At 71.5% G+C, this 17,117-nt stretch carries 15 protein-coding genes; 9 read left to right on the top strand and 6 right to left on the bottom strand.

All coding sequences use genetic code 11. The features are described 5' to 3' along the window. Positions 1-169 precede the first annotated feature (169 nt). The 4 genes from ACYQ02_RS07295 to ACYQ02_RS07280 all read left to right on the top strand — a co-directional run bounded on the left by ACYQ02_RS07295 (position 170) and on the right by ACYQ02_RS07280 (position 3,899). Positions 170-1,282: a M20/M25/M40 family metallo-hydrolase gene (locus ACYQ02_RS07295; protein WP_460039796.1), complete on the top strand. Its 1,113-nt coding sequence runs from the start codon at positions 170-172 to the stop codon at positions 1,280-1,282. Beyond that, positions 1,260-2,294 carry a M42 family metallopeptidase gene (locus tag ACYQ02_RS07290; protein WP_460039795.1) on the top strand — a complete coding sequence of 345 codons (1,035 nt, stop codon included), beginning with the start codon at positions 1,260-1,262 and terminating at the stop codon, positions 2,292-2,294. Before ACYQ02_RS07295 ends, ACYQ02_RS07290 begins: the two co-directional genes overlap by 23 nt. Next, a complete protein-coding gene (locus ACYQ02_RS07285) occupies positions 2,278-3,387 on the top strand; it encodes a M42 family metallopeptidase (protein ID WP_460039794.1) in 1,110 nt (369 codons plus the stop codon). The genes ACYQ02_RS07290 and ACYQ02_RS07285 overlap by 17 nt, the downstream gene beginning before the upstream one ends. Positions 3,388-3,650: 263 nt before the next feature. Further along, a complete protein-coding gene (locus ACYQ02_RS07280; protein ID WP_460039793.1) occupies positions 3,651-3,899 on the top strand; it encodes a ferredoxin in 249 nt (82 codons plus the stop codon). Positions 3,900-4,040: 141 nt separating this feature from the next. Here ACYQ02_RS07280 and ACYQ02_RS07275 read toward each other — a convergent pair whose 3' ends face one another. The 3 genes from ACYQ02_RS07275 to ACYQ02_RS07265 all read right to left on the bottom strand — a co-directional run bounded on the left by ACYQ02_RS07275 (position 4,041) and on the right by ACYQ02_RS07265 (position 9,128). After that, entirely contained in the window at positions 4,041-4,400 is a 360-nt protein-coding gene (locus tag ACYQ02_RS07275) for a DUF1801 domain-containing protein (protein ID WP_460039792.1), read from the bottom strand. A 130-nt stretch (positions 4,401-4,530) separates the two neighbouring features. Then, a complete protein-coding gene (acnA, locus tag ACYQ02_RS07270; protein WP_460039791.1) occupies positions 4,531-7,341 on the bottom strand; it encodes an aconitate hydratase in 2,811 nt (936 codons plus the stop codon). A 296-nt stretch (positions 7,342-7,637) separates the two neighbouring features. Further along, complete coding sequence (locus ACYQ02_RS07265; protein ID WP_460039790.1) at positions 7,638-9,128, bottom strand: NADP-dependent isocitrate dehydrogenase; 1,491 nt, start codon at positions 9,126-9,128, stop codon at positions 7,638-7,640. Positions 9,129-9,481: 353 nt separating this feature from the next. Between ACYQ02_RS07265 and cyoE the strand changes: the two genes are divergently transcribed. From cyoE to ACYQ02_RS07245, 4 genes are read left to right on the top strand one after another with little or no spacing between them, the layout of a single operon-like run. Further along, positions 9,482-10,531, top strand: coding sequence for a heme o synthase (gene cyoE, locus ACYQ02_RS07260; RefSeq protein WP_460039789.1), 1,050 nt, complete (start codon positions 9,482-9,484; stop codon positions 10,529-10,531). Between the two features lie 5 nt (positions 10,532-10,536). Then, positions 10,537-10,701, top strand: coding sequence for a hypothetical protein (locus ACYQ02_RS07255; RefSeq protein ID WP_460039788.1), 165 nt, complete (start codon positions 10,537-10,539; stop codon positions 10,699-10,701). A gap of 37 nt (positions 10,702-10,738) precedes the next feature. After that, the gene (locus ACYQ02_RS07250) at positions 10,739-11,317 is read left to right on the top strand and encodes a cupredoxin domain-containing protein (RefSeq protein WP_460039787.1); all 579 of its coding nucleotides are present in this window, start codon (positions 10,739-10,741) and stop codon (positions 11,315-11,317) included. Positions 11,318-11,333: 16 nt separating this feature from the next. Beyond that, on the top strand, positions 11,334-13,100 hold the full coding sequence (locus ACYQ02_RS07245; protein ID WP_460039786.1) for a cbb3-type cytochrome c oxidase subunit I: 1,767 nt from the start codon (positions 11,334-11,336) through the stop codon (positions 13,098-13,100). 275 nt (positions 13,101-13,375) lie between these two features. Here ACYQ02_RS07245 and ACYQ02_RS07240 read toward each other — a convergent pair whose 3' ends face one another. After that, a complete protein-coding gene (locus ACYQ02_RS07240) occupies positions 13,376-13,648 on the bottom strand; it encodes a DUF3243 family protein (protein WP_460039785.1) in 273 nt (90 codons plus the stop codon). Between the two features lie 214 nt (positions 13,649-13,862). On the opposite strand from ACYQ02_RS07240, the gene ACYQ02_RS07235 reads away from it, so the two are divergent. Further along, positions 13,863-14,204, top strand: coding sequence for a hypothetical protein (locus ACYQ02_RS07235; protein WP_460039784.1), 342 nt, complete (start codon positions 13,863-13,865; stop codon positions 14,202-14,204). Positions 14,205-14,392: 188 nt separating this feature from the next. On the opposite strand, the gene ACYQ02_RS07230 is transcribed toward ACYQ02_RS07235, so the two are convergent. Next, positions 14,393-16,315: a CocE/NonD family hydrolase gene (locus ACYQ02_RS07230; protein WP_460039783.1), complete on the bottom strand. Its 1,923-nt coding sequence runs from the start codon at positions 16,313-16,315 to the stop codon at positions 14,393-14,395. Between the two features lie 321 nt (positions 16,316-16,636). Further along, positions 16,637-17,117, bottom strand: a 481-nt coding sequence (locus ACYQ02_RS07225) for an MFS transporter (RefSeq protein ID WP_460039782.1), incomplete at its 5' end; no start/stop codon positions are given.

Genomic DNA, 17,117 nt, shown 5'->3' with positions numbered 1-17,117 from the left:
GGCGAGGCTCCGGCGAAAAATAGGCTGGCAAAAGTGGTATCATCGGGCGGTGGAGGATGGACGGGCCGCCGGTGCGGACGAGGCCGCACCGGCGCATCCGTTCAGGGCGCCCCCCGGCCTGGGAGGCCGGTTCGTCCCCCGGGACGGCGGGCGGGAGGAGGGTTGCCGGTTGGATGCGGCCGAGGTGCTGGCTCGCCTGGCCGCCATCGCCGGGCCACCGGGCCACGAGGCGCCGGTGGCGGCGGCGGTGGAGGAGCTCTGGCGGCCCCTGGCGACGGAGGTGCGGCGGGACGCCCTGGGCAACGTGATCGCCGTCGTCCGCGGCGAGGGACTGCCCCTGCCCGGCGGCGGGCGGGCCGGTGTCATGTGGGCGGCCCACATGGACGAGATCGCCCTCCTGGTGGCCGCCATCGAAGAAGAGGGGTTCCTGCGGGTCGACGCCGCCGGCGGCGCCGACGCCCGGAACCTGCTGGGCCAGGAGGTGACCGTCCACACCCGGGGCGGGCCCCTGGCCGGCGTGGTGGGGACCAAGCCGCCCCACCTGACCAGCCCGGAGGAGGCCCGGCAGGTGCCGCGGCTGCGGGACCTGTTCGTCGACGTGGGGTTGCCGGCCGGCGAGGTGCGGCGCCGGGTCCGGGTGGGTGACCCCATCACCGTCCGCCAGGCGCCGGCCCGCCTGCACGGCCGGCGGATGACGGGCAAGAGCCTGGACAACCGGGTGGGGGTGACCGTCCTCACCCTGGCGCTGGCGGAACTGGGCCGGCGCCGCCACGCCGTGGACGTCTACGCCGTGGCCACCGTCCAGGAAGAGGTCGGCTTGCGGGGCGCCACCACCAGCGCCTACGGCATCGCCCCGACCCTGGCCGTCGCCGTGGACGTCACCTTCGGGGACCAGCCGGGCATCCCCGACGGCAAGACCCTGGAGCTGGGAAAGGGGGCGGCCGTCGCCCAGGGGGCCAACATCCACCCCCGGGTGCTGGAGGCCCTGCGCGAGACCGGCCGGGCCGAAGGGATTGCGACCCAGCCCGAGCCCATTCCGGGGGCGTCGGGCACGGACGCCTGGGCGATCCAGATCGCCCGGGAGGGCATCCCGACGGGGCTGGTGTCCGTACCCCTGCGCCACATGCACAGCCCGGCGGAGGTGGTCGACCTGGACGACATCCACGCGGCGGCCCGCCTGCTGGCGGCCATGGCGGCGCGGCTCGACGCCGAGGCGGTCACCCGGCTGGTGGGGCCGGGCTGGCAGGAGGTGAGGCCCGGTGCTGCTGGCGCGGCTCAGTGAGGCCCGGGGCGTCTCCGGCGACGAGGCCGCGGTCCGGGAGATCATCCTGGAGGCGGTCCGGCCCCACATCGACGCCTACCGGATCGACGCCATGGGCAACCTGCTGGTCGTCAAGGGGAAGAACAAGCCCGGCCCCCGGGTCATGGTGGCCGCCCACATGGACGAGGTCGGCCTGATGATCACCCGCATCGAGAAGAACGGCCTCCTGCGCTTCGCCAAGGTGGGCGGTCTGGACGACCGGCTCCTGCCCGGCAAGCGGCTGCGGGTGGGGCCCGAGGGGGTGCCCGGGGTCATCGGCAGCAAGCCCATCCACCTGGATCGCAAGGCGGGCAGCGTCCCCTCCGCCGACGAGCTGTACATCGACATCGGCGCCACGTCCCGGGAGGAGGCGGAGAAGCTGGTTCGTCCGGGGCACTACGCCACCTTCGACACCGCTTTCGGCGAGTTCGGCCAGGGGTGCTGGAAGGGCAAGGCCTTCGACGATCGGGTGGGCTGCGCGCTGCTGATCGAGCTCCTGGAGGCGGACTACGACGTCCCCATCTACGGCGCCTTCACCGTTCAGGAGGAGATCGGGCTCCGCGGGGCGGCGGTGGCCGCCTACACCATCGCCCCGGACCTGGCCCTGGTGCTGGAGGGGACCACCTGCGCCGACATCCCCGGTGCGGACGAACACGGCCAGTCCACCCGCCTGGGCCACGGGCCGGCCATCACCGCCATGGACCGCACGGTGATCCCGCCCCGCTGGTTGACGGACCGGCTGGTGGCAGCGGCTGAGCGGCGCGGCATCCCGTACCAGTGGAAGCGGACCACCTTCGGCGGCACCGACGCCGGCCGGATCCACCAGGCCCGGGCGGGTGTCCCTTCGGCGGTGGTATCGGTGCCCTGCCGGTACATCCACTCGCCCTGCGCCGTGATGAGCCAGCAGGACTTCCGCGACGCGGCCCGGCTGGTGCGCGGGTTTCTGGAAGACTTGAGCGAAGGAGGCGTGCCCCGCCATGGCGACCTCAGCTGAGCCGACGGCCGGCGCGGCGGGCGAGGAGTCCCGCCTGATCCGGTTCCTCCGCGACCTGACCGAGACCTACGGCCCCTCGGGCCGGGAGGACGCCGTCCGCGACTACATCCGCCGCCAGATCGAGGCCTGGGCCGATGAGGTGCGCGTCGACGCCCTGGGCAACCTGATCGCGCGGCGGGCGCCGCGGAGCGCCGCATCCCGGGATACGGGCGGAGGGGCCGCTGCGGGCGGGACCCCCGGCCGGCCGCGCCGGGTCATGGTGGCGGCCCACATGGACGAGATCGCCCTGATCGCCACCCACATCGACGACAAGGGCTTCATCCGGGTGGAGCCCGTGGGCGGCCAGGATCCGCTGGTGCTGCTGGGCCAGCGGGTGGAGTTCGCCGGCGGGGTGATCGGCGTCGTCGCCAGCGAGAAGCTGGAGGATGCGCGCGATCTCAAGATGGGCAAGCTCTTCGTGGACATCGGCGCCAGCTCCGGGGACGAGGCGCGCCGCCGGGTGCGGGTCGGCGACATGGCCGTGTTCCACCGGCCGCTGGAGCGCGCCGGGAACCGGCTGGTCGCCAAGGCGATGGACGACCGCTCGGGTTGCGCTGTGGTCATGGAGGCCATGGCACGGCTGGACGATTCGCCCCACGAGGTGTTCTTCGTCTTCACCGTCCAGGAGGAGGTGGGCTTGCGCGGCGCGCGCACCGCGGCCTACGGCATCGAGCCCGACGTGGCGGTGGCCGTGGACATCACCCTGGCCGGCGACACGCCCGAACCCCGTTACCGGGTGGCGGTGGAACTCGGCAAGGGGCCGGCCATTAAGGTGAAGGACAACAGCCAGATCGCCCATCCCCTGGTGCGGCGGTGGATGGAGACGGCGGCTGAGGAGCACGGGATCCCGTACCAGTGGGAGGTCCTGCCCTTCGGCGGGACCGACGCCGGGGCGATGCAGCTGGCCCGGGCGGGTGTGCCGGCGGGGACCCTTTCGATCCCCACCCGCTATGCCCATACGCCGGGGGAGATGGTGGACGCCGGCGACCTGGAGCAGGCGGCGCGCCTCCTGGTGGCCATGTTGCAGCGGCCGCTGCCGGCGGCGGAAGCCTGAAGCGAAGGCCCTGGGCGCTGTGAAAATGAATATCAGTTGTTATCTGCCGAAATCGCGTGATTTTGCGAGTTCCCGGCAGGATTCCTGGGCCGGCCTGCGGTACAGTAAAAGAGGCAGCCGCCCGTTCCCAAGGCGGGGTTCCCGGCGGTGGCGGGACGGCGGTTGGCGGCAAGCCCAGCCACCGTTGCCAGCGAACTTGCGTGGGTGGACGGGGTTGCCATAGACTTAGAGGGGTAATCAGGCGAGGAAAGGAGCACCGGCCGATGATCTACGTCATCTGCGAGCCGTGCGTCGGCACGAAGGACCAGTCCTGCGTCGAGGTCTGCCCGGTGGACTGCATCTACGAGGGCGAGGACCAGTTCTTCATCCATCCCGAGGAGTGCATCGGCTGCAGCGCTTGCGCGGCCGTGTGCCCCGTCGAGGCGATCTACGACGAGGACGAGGTCCCCGAGCAGTGGGAGTCGTACAAGGAGAAGGCCCGCAAGTTCTTCGAGGAACGCGGCCAGCTCTGATCCTCGACGCGCGAACCGTGTTTCGCGAACCGTGCACCCGGTCGTGCACCCGGTAGCGAACGTGACCGTTGCTTGCGCCCCGGAGGCGTTCTCCGGGGCGCATTTCGTGTGGGGAGGGATCCCGTCCTTCGTGCGGGCCAGTCAGGCACGGCCCACGGCCTGGCGCACGATGGCGACGATGGCCTCCACCGTCGGCTCGTCGAGCACCGCGAAGAACCACGCGCTGGGCATGAGCTGGGTGGGCTGGCCGGGATCCAGCGCGAAGTGGGCCTTGTCGGTCAGGCCGAAGGTCATGAAGCGGTCGTCGGCTCGGAAGAAGCACAGCACGGGACCGCTCCCCCTGGCGTATCCGGGCATGCCGTACCACAGCCGCGGGGTCAATTGGGGCACGGCATCGACGATGGCCTGGTGAAGCCGCAGCCCGTAGGACCGGAACGGCTCGGGCCACGTCTCGATCTTCGCGACGACAGCGCTGTCCCCGGTTCCGTTCTTGCCTTTCATGCGTGCACCCCCGGTCAGTACGGGCCCCGGTCACGGAAACGGCCCGGACGAAGTGACGGGGGCGACCCCACCGGTGCCGGTGGGGTCGCCCCCGTCGTACTCGCCTCCGTCGTACGCAAGTCCAACGCCTTCACGCCGCCTGCATGATCTGCCGCAGCACCTTCTGCAGGATGCCGCCGTGCCGGTAGTACTCCACCTCGATGGGCGTGTCCAGCCGGCACAGCACCTCGAACCGGACCTCGCTGCCGTCCTCGCGCCGGGCCGTGACCTGCAGCCGCTTGCGCGGCGTCAGGCCCTCCCCGATGCCGGTGATGGCGTATTCCTCGGTGCCGGTGAGGCCCAGGGTGGCCGCATTCTGCCCGTCGACGAACTGCAGCGGCAGCACCCCCATGCCCACCAGGTTGCTGCGGTGGATGCGCTCGAAGCTCTCGGCGATCACCGCCTTGACGCCCAGCAGGTAGGTGCCCTTGGCCGCCCAGTCACGGGAGCTGCCGGTGCCGTACTCCTTGCCGCCGATGACGATCAGCGGCGTGCCCTCCTGCTGGTAGCGCATGGCGGCATCGTAGATGGTCATCTTCTCGCCGCTGGGGATGTGCAGGGTCCAGCCACCCTCGGTGCCGGGCACCAGCTGGTTGCGCAGCCGGATGTTGGCGAAGGTGCCCCGCATCATCACCTCGTGGTTGCCGCGGCGGGACCCGTAGGTGTTGAACTCCTCCCACTTGACGCCCCGATCCAGCAGGTACTGGCCAGCCGGGCTGTTCTTCGGGATGGCGCCGGCGGGGGAGATGTGGTCGGTGGTGATGGAGTCGCCCAAGAGGGCCAGGACCCGCGCCCGGACGATGTCCTCCGGCCGGCCGGGTTCGTCCCCCATGTCCTTGAAGAAGGGCGGCTCCTGGATGTAGGTGGAACCGGGGTCCCACTCGTACAGCTCGCCGGTGGGCGCGGGCAGCTTCCGCCACTGCTCGGGCCCCTCGAAGACCCGCGCGTACTCCTTCTTGAACAGCTCAGGCCGCACCACCTGGCGGATGGTCTCCTGGATCTCCTCCTGGGTCGGCCAGATGTCCCGCAGGTACACGGGCCGGCCGTTGGGGTCGTAGCCCAGGGGGTCTTCCAGCAGGTTGATGTCCACGGTGCCGGCCAGGGCGTAGGCCACCACCAGCGGCGGCGAGGCCAGGTAGTTGGCCTTGACCAGCGGGTTGATGCGGCCCTCGAAGTTGCGGTTGCCGCTCAGGACCGCCGCCGCCACCAGGTCGTTCTCGGTGATGGCCTGGGCCACGTCTTCGGGCAGGGCGCCGCTGTTGCCGATGCAGGTGGTGCAGCCGTAGCCGACCACGTGGAACCGCAGCGCCTCCAGGTACGGCAGGAGCCCCGCCTCCCGCAGGTAGTCGGTGACCACCCGCGAGCCGGGCGCCAGGCTGGTCTTGACGTAGGGCTTGACGGTCAGGCCCCGCTCCACGGCCTTCTTGGCCAAAAGGCCCGCCGCCAGCATCACCGAGGGGTTGGAGGTGTTGGTGCAGCTGGTGATGGCGGCGATGACCACGGAGCCGTGGGTCAGCTCGGTGGTGGTCTTGGGCCGGGTCAGCACGGCCACGCCGCCGCCCTCGCCGGACGAACCGGCCTCGCCGGTCCCGGCTCCCGCGCCGTCACCGGCCGCGGCCGCCCCCGCCCGGGCCGCCTCGCGCCCCGGCTCGGCGCCCGTGCGGAAGGGCACCGAGGTGTCGCCGGGCTTCTTGCCGAAGGTGGCCAGGGCCTCCCGGAAGGCGCGTCCCGCCTCCCGCAGGGGCACCCGGTCCTGGGGCCGCCGGGGCCCCGCCAGGCTGGGCTCCACGTCGCCCAGGTCCAGCTCCAGCACGTCGCTGTAGACGGGGTCGGGCGTCTGGTCGGTGCGGTAGAGGCCCTGCTCCTTGCAGTACCGCTCCACCAGGGCGATGTGGTCCTCGTCCCGGCCGGTCAGCCGCAGGTAGCCCAGGGTCTCGCCGTCCACGGGGAAGAACCCGCAGGTGGCGCCGTACTCGGGGGCCATGTTGCCGATGGTGGCCCGGTCGGCCAGGGGCAGGTTCGACAACCCGGGGCCGAAGAACTCGACGAACTTGCCCACCACGCCCTTCTTGCGCAGCATCTGGGTCACCGTGAGCACCAGGTCCGTGGCCGTGGCGCCCTCGGGCAGATGGCCCGTCAGGCGGAAGCCCACCACCTCGGGGACCTGCATGAAGTAGGGCTGGCCCAGCATCACCGCCTCGGCCTCGATGCCGCCCACGCCCCAGCCCAGCACCCCCAAGCCGTTGACCATGGTGGTGTGGGAGTCGGTGCCCACCAGGGTGTCGGGGTAGGCCCGCACCTCGCCCTGTTCTTCCCGGCGGTGGACCACCTTGGCCAGGTACTCCAGGTTGACCTGGTGGACGATGCCGGTGCCCGGCGGCACCACGCGGAAGTTGTCGAAGGCGTTCTGCGCCCAGCGGAGCAGGGTGTAACGCTCCCGGTTGCGCTCGAACTCCTTCTCCACGTTATAGAAGAAGGCATACTGGGTGCCGAAGGCGTCGACGATCACCGAGTGGTCGATGACCAGGTCCGCCGGCACCAACGGGTTGATCCGCTTGGGGTCGCCGCCCATGCGGGCGACGGCGCTGCGCATGGCGGCCAGGTCGACCACCGCCGGCACGCCGGTGAAGTCCTGCAGCAGCACCCGGGAGGGCATCCAGCCGATCTCCCGCCCGTCGGGCTTCGGCTGCCAGCGGGCCAGAGCCAGCACGTCGTCCTCGGTGACGGTCTCGCCGTCCAGGTTGCGCAGCAGGTTCTCCAACAGGATGCGGATGGTGAAAGGCAGGCGATCCAGGTCGACGCCGGCGGCCTCGGCCAGCTTCGGGAGGCTGTAGATCACCACGGGGCCGCCGGGCGTCTCCAGGGTCGTGCGCACGCCAAACGGGTCGCGTCGCTCGGCCATCCGTCGTCCCCCTCTCTGCGGCCATTGTAACGCTTTTTGGCTGCCATTTCTGCCAGGGCATCGGCCGCGGTGGCGGCCGACGGTCGTTCCACCGGGACGAACCCGCCCCCCACAAAGGGCGCGGGGAGCCGGTTTCCCTGCCCGGGAAACCGGCTCCCCGCCACGGCATCCCATCGGCCTGCTCCGGGAGGCCCGCCGCCGGCTGCCCGCCGGCGCAGCGCCCGGCGGGGTCCGGTACCGGACCCCGCCGGGGCCGGTGCCGGGTCCGGCACCAGGGCCGGCGCCCAGGGACCGCCTCAGTCTTCGCCCTGGGCCTTGGTGAAGCCCGGCTCGCCGTCGAACTCCTGCAGCATCTCGATCTGCATCCAGCGGAAGCGGCTGCCCACCCGCTGGACCAGGTCGACGACGTCCTCCTGGCGCGCTTCGCCCTCGCCCTTGTAGAGGAAGCGGCAGCGGTAGTGGTCGACCAGGTCGGTCAGGCCGCCCGTGGGCGGATAGACCTGGGTCCCGCGGTTGGAGATCATCTTCAGCCGGAAGGGGCTGCCCGCCGCCAGCTCCTCCAGGGCGGGGCCCAGTTCCTCCGGACGCAGGTCGCTCTCGACGAAGACGTCGGCGCCCACGATCCGGCGGCTCTGGGGCTTGATGTACGCGATGTCGCTGCGGACCTGGGGCAGGCGCACGGGCCGGTACTCGCGCACCGCGGTCTGGCGCGGCTTCTGACCCAGGTTGGCGATGATGGCCTCGGTGTACTCGGTGGTCTTGGCGCCCCGGTCGTAACCGACGATGTCGCCGGTCAGGACCTTGCCCTCCTCCAGCGTGTAGAGGACGGCGTTCTCGATCAGCTCCGCCACGGCGAACTCCTCGATGTAGCGGAGCATCATCACCGCCGACAGGAGCACGGCGGTGGGGTTGATCACGTTCTTGCCGGCGTACTTGGGCGCCGAGCCGTGCACCGCCTCGAAGATCGCCACCTCGTTGCCGATGTTGGCCGACGGCGCGAAGCCGAGGCCGCCCACCAGCCCGGACGCCAGATCCGAGAGGATGTCCCCGTTCATGTTGCTGGTGACGAGGACGTCGAACTGCTCGGGGCGCTTGACCAGCTGGTGCGCCGCGTTGTCGACGATGATGTGGTGGGCCTCGATGTCCGGATACTCCTGGGCCACCTGCTCGAAGGTCCGCTTGAGGGTCCCCTCGCTGAGCTTCATGATGTTCGACTTGGTGGCGCAGTGGACCCGCTTGCGGCCTTCGGCCCGGGCCAGCTCGAAGGCGAACCGGACGATCTTCTCCGACCCCTTGTTGGAGATCAGCTTCAGGGTCTGGGCCACGCTGGGCGTCTGCTGGTGCTCGATGCCCGCGTACAGGTCCTCCACGTTCTCCCGCACGACCACCAGGTCGATGCCCCGACCGGAATAGGGGGTGGGGACGTTGGGGAGTTCCCGCACGGGCCGCACGTTGGCGTACGTCTCGAAGAGCTTGCGCAGGGTGACGTTGGCGCTCTTCTCGCCGTAGCCGACCGGGGTCTCAAGGGGCCCCTTGAGGACAATCCGCGACTTGCGGATCGACTCGATGGTCTCCGGCGGCACGCCGGACGCAAGACCCTTCTTGAAAACGCTGGCCCCCGCTTCGCGGATTTCGAAGACCAGGGGAGCCTTGGCCGCCTCGAGGATCTTGAGGGTGGCCTCCACGCACTCCGGACCGATCCCGTCGCCGGGGATCACGGTCACCAGCTTGCGGCCATCCTCCGTGACGTAGAGCTTCTTACCGCTCTCTGTGGTAATGAGTCCCATATCGTCCTCCCAAGGGGCTCCTGTGCCCCTCCGCGGTGAGTATAGCACTACCGTTGGCAAACGGGTCAACGTTTGCCGGCTTCGCTCGCGGGCGGCCTGGTTCGGAACCGTTCCCCGAGATCTCCCCGATTCCCCCCTGAGGCCATGGGGGACCGCCAGGCGCCTCTTGGCATGGCGATCCATCTTGCGATTTGAGCTCAACAAGGCCTCATTCCCTCCGATTAAGGTAGTAACATCCCGCATTGCATACCCGATTTCGCCACTGGCTGTGATCCAGATCACACGGCCTGCCGCCGGTCCCTCCATAGCGTGGATCCTGGAAGCCCCGGAAAGGGGCGGAAAGGAGGGGGACCATGGCGGGGAGACGTGGGCCGCGTTCGATCCGGCAGGCGGCCGCGGCGCCGTGGCCGGGCAGTCCGGGCCGCAACCCGGCGAGACCAGGGGCGGGTGCGGCCCTGGTCGCCCAGGATCTCGCCGAGCCGATCCAGGGCGGCCCGGCTGGGCTGGCGGGGGCGCTGGGGCGGGGCCTGGCCCGGGCGGCGGACCTCTGGGTCCTGACCAAGCCGCGCATCGTCCTCATGCTCGTCGTCTCCGGCGTGCTGGCCGCCTGGGTGGCGGCGGGCGGGCGTCCCGACCCGGCCCGGCTGGTCGGGTTCATCCTGACGGGCGGCCTGGCCGCGGCCGGCGCGGCCGCGTTCAACCACTTCACGGACCGCGACCTGGACGGCCGGATGGCCCGGACGGCGGGGCGGCCCTTGCCGGCGGGGCGTCTTGAACCCCTACAGGCGCTGGAACTGGCGGTCGTTCTCTCGCTGGCCGGCGTGTCGGCGGCGGCGGTGCTTCTGGGCGGCCCGGTGGCCCTGGTCTTGCTGGCAGGCATCCTGGTCTACGCAGGCCTCTACAGCCTGTGGCTCAAGCGCCGCACGGCATGGAACATCGTCCTGGGCGGCAGCGCCGGCAGCCTGATGGTCCTGGCCGGCTGGCTCTCCCAGACGGGACGAACGGGCCCCCTGGCCTGGCTGCTGTTCGCCTGGCTCTTCCTCTGGACACCCACCCACTTCTGGCCCCTGGCGGTGGCGGTGCGGGACGACTACGCCCGTGCCGGCGTCCCCATGCTGCCCGTGACCGCCGGGACCCGCCGGGCGGCGTGGATCACCCTGGCCAACACCGTGGCGCTGGTCCTCCTTTCCCTGGTGCCGGCCCTGTGGGGGATCTATGGACCCGTCCACACCCTGCTGGTGGCGGTGGCCGGGGCCGGGCTCACCGGCCTCAACCTGGCCATGGCCCTGGCGCCCGGGGGCCGGCGGGAGCGGCTGGCCTGGCGGCTCTACAAGCTGTCGGGCCCGTACCTCGGGTGGATCTTGACGATCCTGGCCGTGGCGACGGCCGCAGGGAGGGGGTGAGGTGGATGGCGCGCGAGCCGGGACGCCGCGGGACGCCGCCCGTGCCGTGGATCCAGCGGCTGCTGGACGACGAGTTCTTCCTGCTGGTCGTGGGCCTGATGGTCCCGGTGCTCCTGTACATCGTCTGGGGGCTCATGGAGCTGGCCCAGGTGCCGCTCTTCCCGCAGTGACCGCCGCGCAGGCGGAGGCGACGAGGGGGGTTGCGAAATGTCGAGCCTTCAACCCGGCGTGACGGGTGGCGTTCCCGGTGCCGGCCATTCGGCCTTGCTGCCGCCGCCCCGGGTCTGGTGGGGACCGCTGGGGCGGATCGAGCGGGGCTGGCTCACGGCGTCCCTGGTGTGGGCGCTGGTGATGTTCGCCATGATGTGGATCTGGCCCCATGTAGGCCACCAGAACACGCCGATCGAGACCTACCGGATGGCGCCCGCCGATTTCAAGGCGGCCGCAGCGGCCTTCATCGAGAAGTACCAGGTCGGCGAGGAGTTCGGGGTGCCGGTGGTCGAACCGCCGGCGGGCGGTGACGTCTACCTGGAGGCCATGGCCTTCCAGTGGCGGCCGATCCTGAAGCTGAAGCGGGGAGAGACCTACCGCTTCTACATCTCGTCGACGGACCTGCAGCACGGCTTCTCCATCCAGCCGCTGAACCTGAACTTCCAGGTGCTGCCCGGTTACGTCTATGTCATCGAGATCACGCCCGAACAGACCGGCGAGTACGCCGTGGTGTGCAACGAGTACTGCGGCATCGGCCACCACCTGATGAGCGGCAAGCTCGTGGTGGTCGATTGAGGCGGGAGGGATCGGGATGGGTGCGGCAGTCGCAACGACCGCGGGGCGGCCGGGCCGGGATCCCGCCGAGGCGGGCGCCTTCCGGACGTGTCCGGTGACGGGCCTGGCGGTCCACCGGCCGGCGGAGCGGTTGATCATCGTCAATGCCGTCACCGCGGTGGCGTTCCTGGCGCTGGGCGGCATCCTGGCGCTGCTCATCGCGCTGACCCGGTGGCCGGCCGTCCACCTGCTGCCGGCGGAGCTATTCTACCGGTTCACCACGGCCCACGGGACCACGATGCTGGTCTTCTGGATCCTGTTCTTCGAAGTGGCCGGGCTCTACTTCGGCGGGGCGGTGCTGCTCAATGCGCGGCTGGTCTCCCCGCGCTGGGCCTGGTGGGCCTACGCCCTGATGCTGGGCGGCGCCCTGGTGACGGAAGCGGCGATGCTCACCGGCGAGGCCAACGTCATGGTGACCGCCTACCCGCCGCTGAAGGGGCACCCGGCCTTCTACCTGGGGCTGATCGTCTTTGCCGTGGGCGCCCTGCTGGCGGTGGGGGTGTTCTTCGCCACCATCCTGCGGGCGCGGGCGGAGGGCAAGGTGGAGACCTCCCTGCCCCTGGTGACCTATGCCTTCGTGGCGGCCGCCGTCCTGGCGGTGTTCACGCTGGTGTCGGGGGCGCTGGCCCTGATCCCCACCTTCCTGTGGAGCGTGGGTGTCTTGCCGTCGGTGGACCCGGCCGTCTACCGGCTGCTCTTCTGGGGCTTCGGCCACGGTTCCCAGCAGATCAACCTGGCCGCCATGGTCGGCGTCTGGTACGCCCTGGCCAGCCTGACCGTCGGTGCCCGGCCGCTCCATGAGGGGCTGAGCCGGCTCGCCTTCTTCCTCTACGTGGCCTTCATCCAGCTGGGGTCCATCCACCACCTGCTGGTCGATCCCGGCCTCGGCACCAGCAACCGGATCATGAACACCAGCTACTTCATGTACCTGGCGACGGTGGGCAGCATGATCCACGCCTTCTCTATACCCAGCGCGGTGGAGGTGGCCCAGCGCGAGCGGGGCTACTCCCGCGGCCTGTTCACCTGGCTGCGCAAGGCGCCCTGGGGCGAGCCGGGCTTCGCGGCGCTGGTGCTGTCCCTGGTGTGGTTCGGGTTCGTCGGCGGCGTGACGGGCGTCCTCATGGGCCAGATGCAGCTCAACATGCTGGTGCACAACACCCTGTTCGTCCCCGGTCACTTCCACTCCACGGTGGTGGCGGGCACCACGGTGGCCTTCATGGGCATCGCCTATTACCTGCTGCCGCTGATCAGCCAGCGGCCCCTGGCGTTTCCGAGGCTCGCCCGGCTGCAGCCCTACGTCTACTCCCTGGGCCTGGCCATCCTGACGGGCAGCATGATGGCCGCGGGCAAGCACGGGGTGCCGCGCCGGTTGTGGGACATCACCTACCAGGGCGCTGCGATCCCGGTGACGGTCTTCGAGGATCCCCAGGTGCACCTGCTGCTGGCGGGGGTGGGCATCGGCGCCATCATCGCGGTCCTCGGCGGCGCGATGTTCGTGACGGTCATGCTGGGCACCATCCTGTCGCGGCGGACCACGGACCAGGTCGGGGCCGGGCTGCGCATCGCCCTGCCCACCGGAACGGGCAGCGCCTTGACGGCCCCCGGGCCGGCCCCCATCACGGGCGGTTCGGGACGGGTGGAGGCGCCGGGCACCACCGTGCTCGTGTATGCCTTCCTCGCCTGGTTCGTCGTCATGTACGTGCTGGCGTGGTCGAACCTGAGCCGGCTCTGGCCCGTGGGGTGACGAGCCGGGGGGTTCAGGCCGGCAAGCGGGCCTCTGGGCAAGGGGAAGGGCGGGGTCGGGAGGCCCCGTCTGAAGGGAGCGGGGCCGGCGGCCACAGGGCCGCCGGCCCCAGCGTGAGGGGGGCGCGGGGACGACGTCAAGACGACATCCTTCCGCTTGCGCCAGCGACCATCATCCATGGGCATCCATGCGCCGGCTGCCATCCTTCTTGCGCCGGCGGACATCCGTACGCCAGCCCGCGCCAGCCGGCCGGCCCGGCCGCGGCGCGGGAGGGGTTACTTCGCCACCCCGCGGCCCACGGTGCGGTCGGCCATCTTGATCAGGGCCGAGGCGATCTGCGCCTGCTCCTGGTTGGAGGCGCTCTGCCACATCTCCTTCAACAGCCGCTGCTCGGCACTGCGCGGCTCGGCCTCCCGGGCGAGCCAGTCGCCCACCTCGGTGACCACGCCGGTGATCCCCTCGTTGGACATGCCCAGGTTCTCCATGGTACGGACCTTGTCGGCCAGCACGGTCAGTTGCTGGCGGAAGACCTCGCTGAATTCCGGCACCGGTGATTCCTCCCTTCGCCGATGTCTAAGTTGTCACCGGTCGCAGGCCCCTATTCCGGCTCCTCGCGGGGTCCCCGGCGCCCGTGGCCGGTCGCATGGCCTTCCCTCCGGGGGGCAGGCTTAACAGGGCCGGCTCCGCAGCCGGGCGAAGGCCAGGAGCCGGTGGGACGGGAGGCGACCGTCGCCGCAGGACCGCAACGGCGGAGGTGAGAGGGTGGCGGACGACCGGATGTTCTGGGGATGGCCTGTCCAGGTTCCCGCCGAGGCCCCTCCATGGATGCCCGGGCCGGTACCGGCGGAGGCGCCCCCGGCCCCGGCGGACCAGACCGGCGGCCCGCCGAGCCGGGAGCAGATGCAGGCCCAGATGGCCCGCCAGTTCGGCTTCGACAGTTGGGAAGAATTCCGCACCGCCGCCGAACGCCGCCTGGGCAAGACGGTGGTCCGGCGCCTCGAGAAGGAACTGGAGCGATACCCGCCGGCAGGTAGGGGGCCTGGCGGGCGCGGGGCCGGGGGTGCCGGCGCGCCCGGCGGCACCCCGCCGCAGGGGGGACGGTAGGCCCGCGAACCGGCGGCACGGCGGGGCCGGTTCCCTGGACGAACCGGCCCCCGCGCCGCCCATCGCCTTCGATTCGGCTCCGCCCCGCCGGGGGCCGGCCGGTTTCGGCCGGTTCCACCCGACGGTCCCCGGCACCGGCACGAGCCCACGGTCACCGGCGCCGGCGCGACAAGGCTTGAGGCATTGGGCTACCGCGGCACCACCGGCAGGACCACGTGGGAGGGGTGGGCCGCGTCGTGCAGGATCGTCACGATGCCGCCCGCCTGGCCGAGGAGCTGGGGCACCGGCGAGGCGGCGTGGGGGAAGTCGCTGGGCCCGACGGCGATGCGCAGGCGGTGGCCCGGCCGGATCACCGCGCTGGTGGGGAAGATCTCCACCTGCAGGAGCATCGGCTCCCCCGGCGTCACCGGTTCCACCGAGGCCCGGGTGAAGGGGTGCCAGGGCTGCAGGACCGCGCCGCCGATGATGCGGCTGCGGCTGCGGTCCACCGCCCGGAAGGAGGCGGCCAGCAGCCCGGCGGTCAGTTCCGTCGACGTGCCGTCGGGCGCCACCTCGGTCACCCGCACCGACACCACCGCCTCCCGGGCCGTGGTTTGGACCCAGAGGTGGGCGGCGATGGGCCCGTTGATCACCATTTCCCGGGTCATGGGCGCCGTGGTGTAGGTGATCTCGCCCAGTTCCGTCAACCGGTTGTCCCGGGCGCAGGGCGTCGAGCCCAGGGCGCCGATCAGCCACTGGTTCGTGCTGCCGGAGCAGGCACCGTTGAGCGGGTGCTGGAGCATACGGTCGGCCGGTTCGTCCGGCGCCGGTCGCTGGGGGGTGAGGGCGCCGGCCGCCCGCAGGTAGAGGCGCTGCACCGTCAGGCGGGGGTGGGGCCAGTCGGGCTGGACCTCGTACCGCTCCCGGCCCAGCAGGTACTGGGTGACGTCGGGGATGGCGTCGACCCGGGTGTCCATGCCCTTCAGGTAGTGGTCGAACCAGCGCAGGGCGATCTGGTCCAGGGCCGGCACCCCGTCGGCCGGCAGGCCGCTGCCGAAGTCGCCGTGGGTCCAGGGCCCGATCAGCAGCTTGGCCGTCACCCCGCGCCGGCGCAGGGCTTCGTAGAGCAGCGGCTCGCCCCGCTGGAAGATGTCGTGCAGCCCGCCGACGATGAAGGCCGGCACCCGCACGCGGTCGATCACCTCGATGGGCGAGCGCAGCCGGTGGAAGGGGCCGTCGTAGGCCTCGTCGCCCCCCAGGGTGGTGGCCGCCAGGGTCCGTCCCTCGAAGGCCAGGGCGCCGCCCAGGTGGCCCATCAGCACGCCGGACGCCCGGACGGGGTCGGCGGCGGTATCGGAGGGCGGGACGAGGCCGGCGCCCGTGACCAGGCCGAGCCACATGGGAATGAAGGCGGTGTTGACCTGGCCACCCGTCATCACGATGTCCCGGTAGGAGTCGGCCATGGGCACGATGGGGAAGAGGGCCCGCAGGTGGGGCGGCTGCTGGGCGGCGGTGAAGAACTGGTTGATCGCCATGTAGCTGGCGCCCCAGAGGCCCACCTTCCCGCTGGACCAGGGCTGGCGCGCCGCCCACTCGACGATCTCGTACCCGTCCCGCTGCTCGGCCTCGCCGAAGGACTCCCACACCCCGCCGGAGCCCCCGGTGCCCCGCACGTCGACCACCACGTGGACGTAGCCGCGCTCGACGAAGTAGCGGTTGCCCGCGCCCAGGGAACCGTTCTTGTTGTACGGCGTCTGGGTCACCAGCACGGGGAAGCGGCCCGGCGCGTCGGGCCGGTAGACGTCGGCGACCAGTACGACGCCGTCCCGCATGGGGATGCGGACGTCCTTCTCCACCAGGACCCCGTACTGGGCGGGCCGGTCGTAGGGGGTCCACCCTTTGCCCGCCCGGGAAGGCGAGGCGGCCAGGGCGGCCTGGGTGAAGACGCCCTCGCCCGGCATCGCCAGACCCACCAGCACCACCGGCAGCATCACCACCGCGACCACGGCGGCCAGCGCGGCCCAAGCGGCCAAAGCGGCCCAAGGGGCGGCCCGCCGGGCCGTGCGACCCCGGACGAACCGGCCGGCGGCCCTCCACCCTCGTCCCCATCCTCGCGTCCACCTGCGCCTCAACCCTCGCCGTCCCCGTCTCCCAACCGTGTCGCCGTTCACGGGCACCCCTCCCGCGCCCCACGTGGGGCCGTTGTGCATGGGCTGCGCATTTATGGAAGAGATGCGCAAGACGGGCAGGGGTTCTGGGGGGAGCAGGGGGTCTGGGGGAAGCAGGGGGGCTGGGGGAAGCAGGGGTTCTGGGGGACAGCGCCGCGACGAAGGCGAAGGCCAGAACCCAGCGACCACCAGGCCGGGGGTGGGGGGCGCCCCGGTGCCGGGACCGCGGTGGGCCCCCGGTCCAGCGGCCCCTCCCAAGGGGAGCGGGGAATCCGGGCGGGTTCGTCAGATGCCCCGGGCCCGGTGGGCCGGGATCCGGCGGATGAACACCAACAGGCCCGCCGCGGCCACCAGCAGCACCAGGGCCAGCTGGCGCAGCATGGCACCCCCCACCGGCCCCGCGAGGATGAGGCCGAGCAAGCTGCTGGAGAGGATGCTGCCGATGTAGCGGCAGGTCATGTAAAGCCCCGAGGCGGCCCCCGTCTCCTCCCGCGGGACGAACCGGTACAGGGCGGCCTGCAGCGCCAGGTTGTTCACCCCGTTGCTGGCCCCCAGAAAGGCGAGGACCACGAAGAGCAGGGCCAGGGGGGCGCCGGGGCCGGCGGCCCAGAGGGCCGCGGCGCCGGCCAGCAGGGAAAGGCCGGCCGCCCACAGGGCCGGCCGGTGGCCCGCCCGGTCGACCCACCGGCCCACCAGGGGCGAGGCCACGCTGCTGAACCCGGCGACGGAGAGCATCATCAGCCCGCTGGCCTGGGGGTCCAGGAGA

The sequence above is a fragment of the Thermaerobacter litoralis genome, from assembly GCF_054654595.1.
The sequence above is the reverse complement of the archived record's forward strand: the minus strand, read 5'-3'. Positions and strand labels throughout refer to the sequence as shown.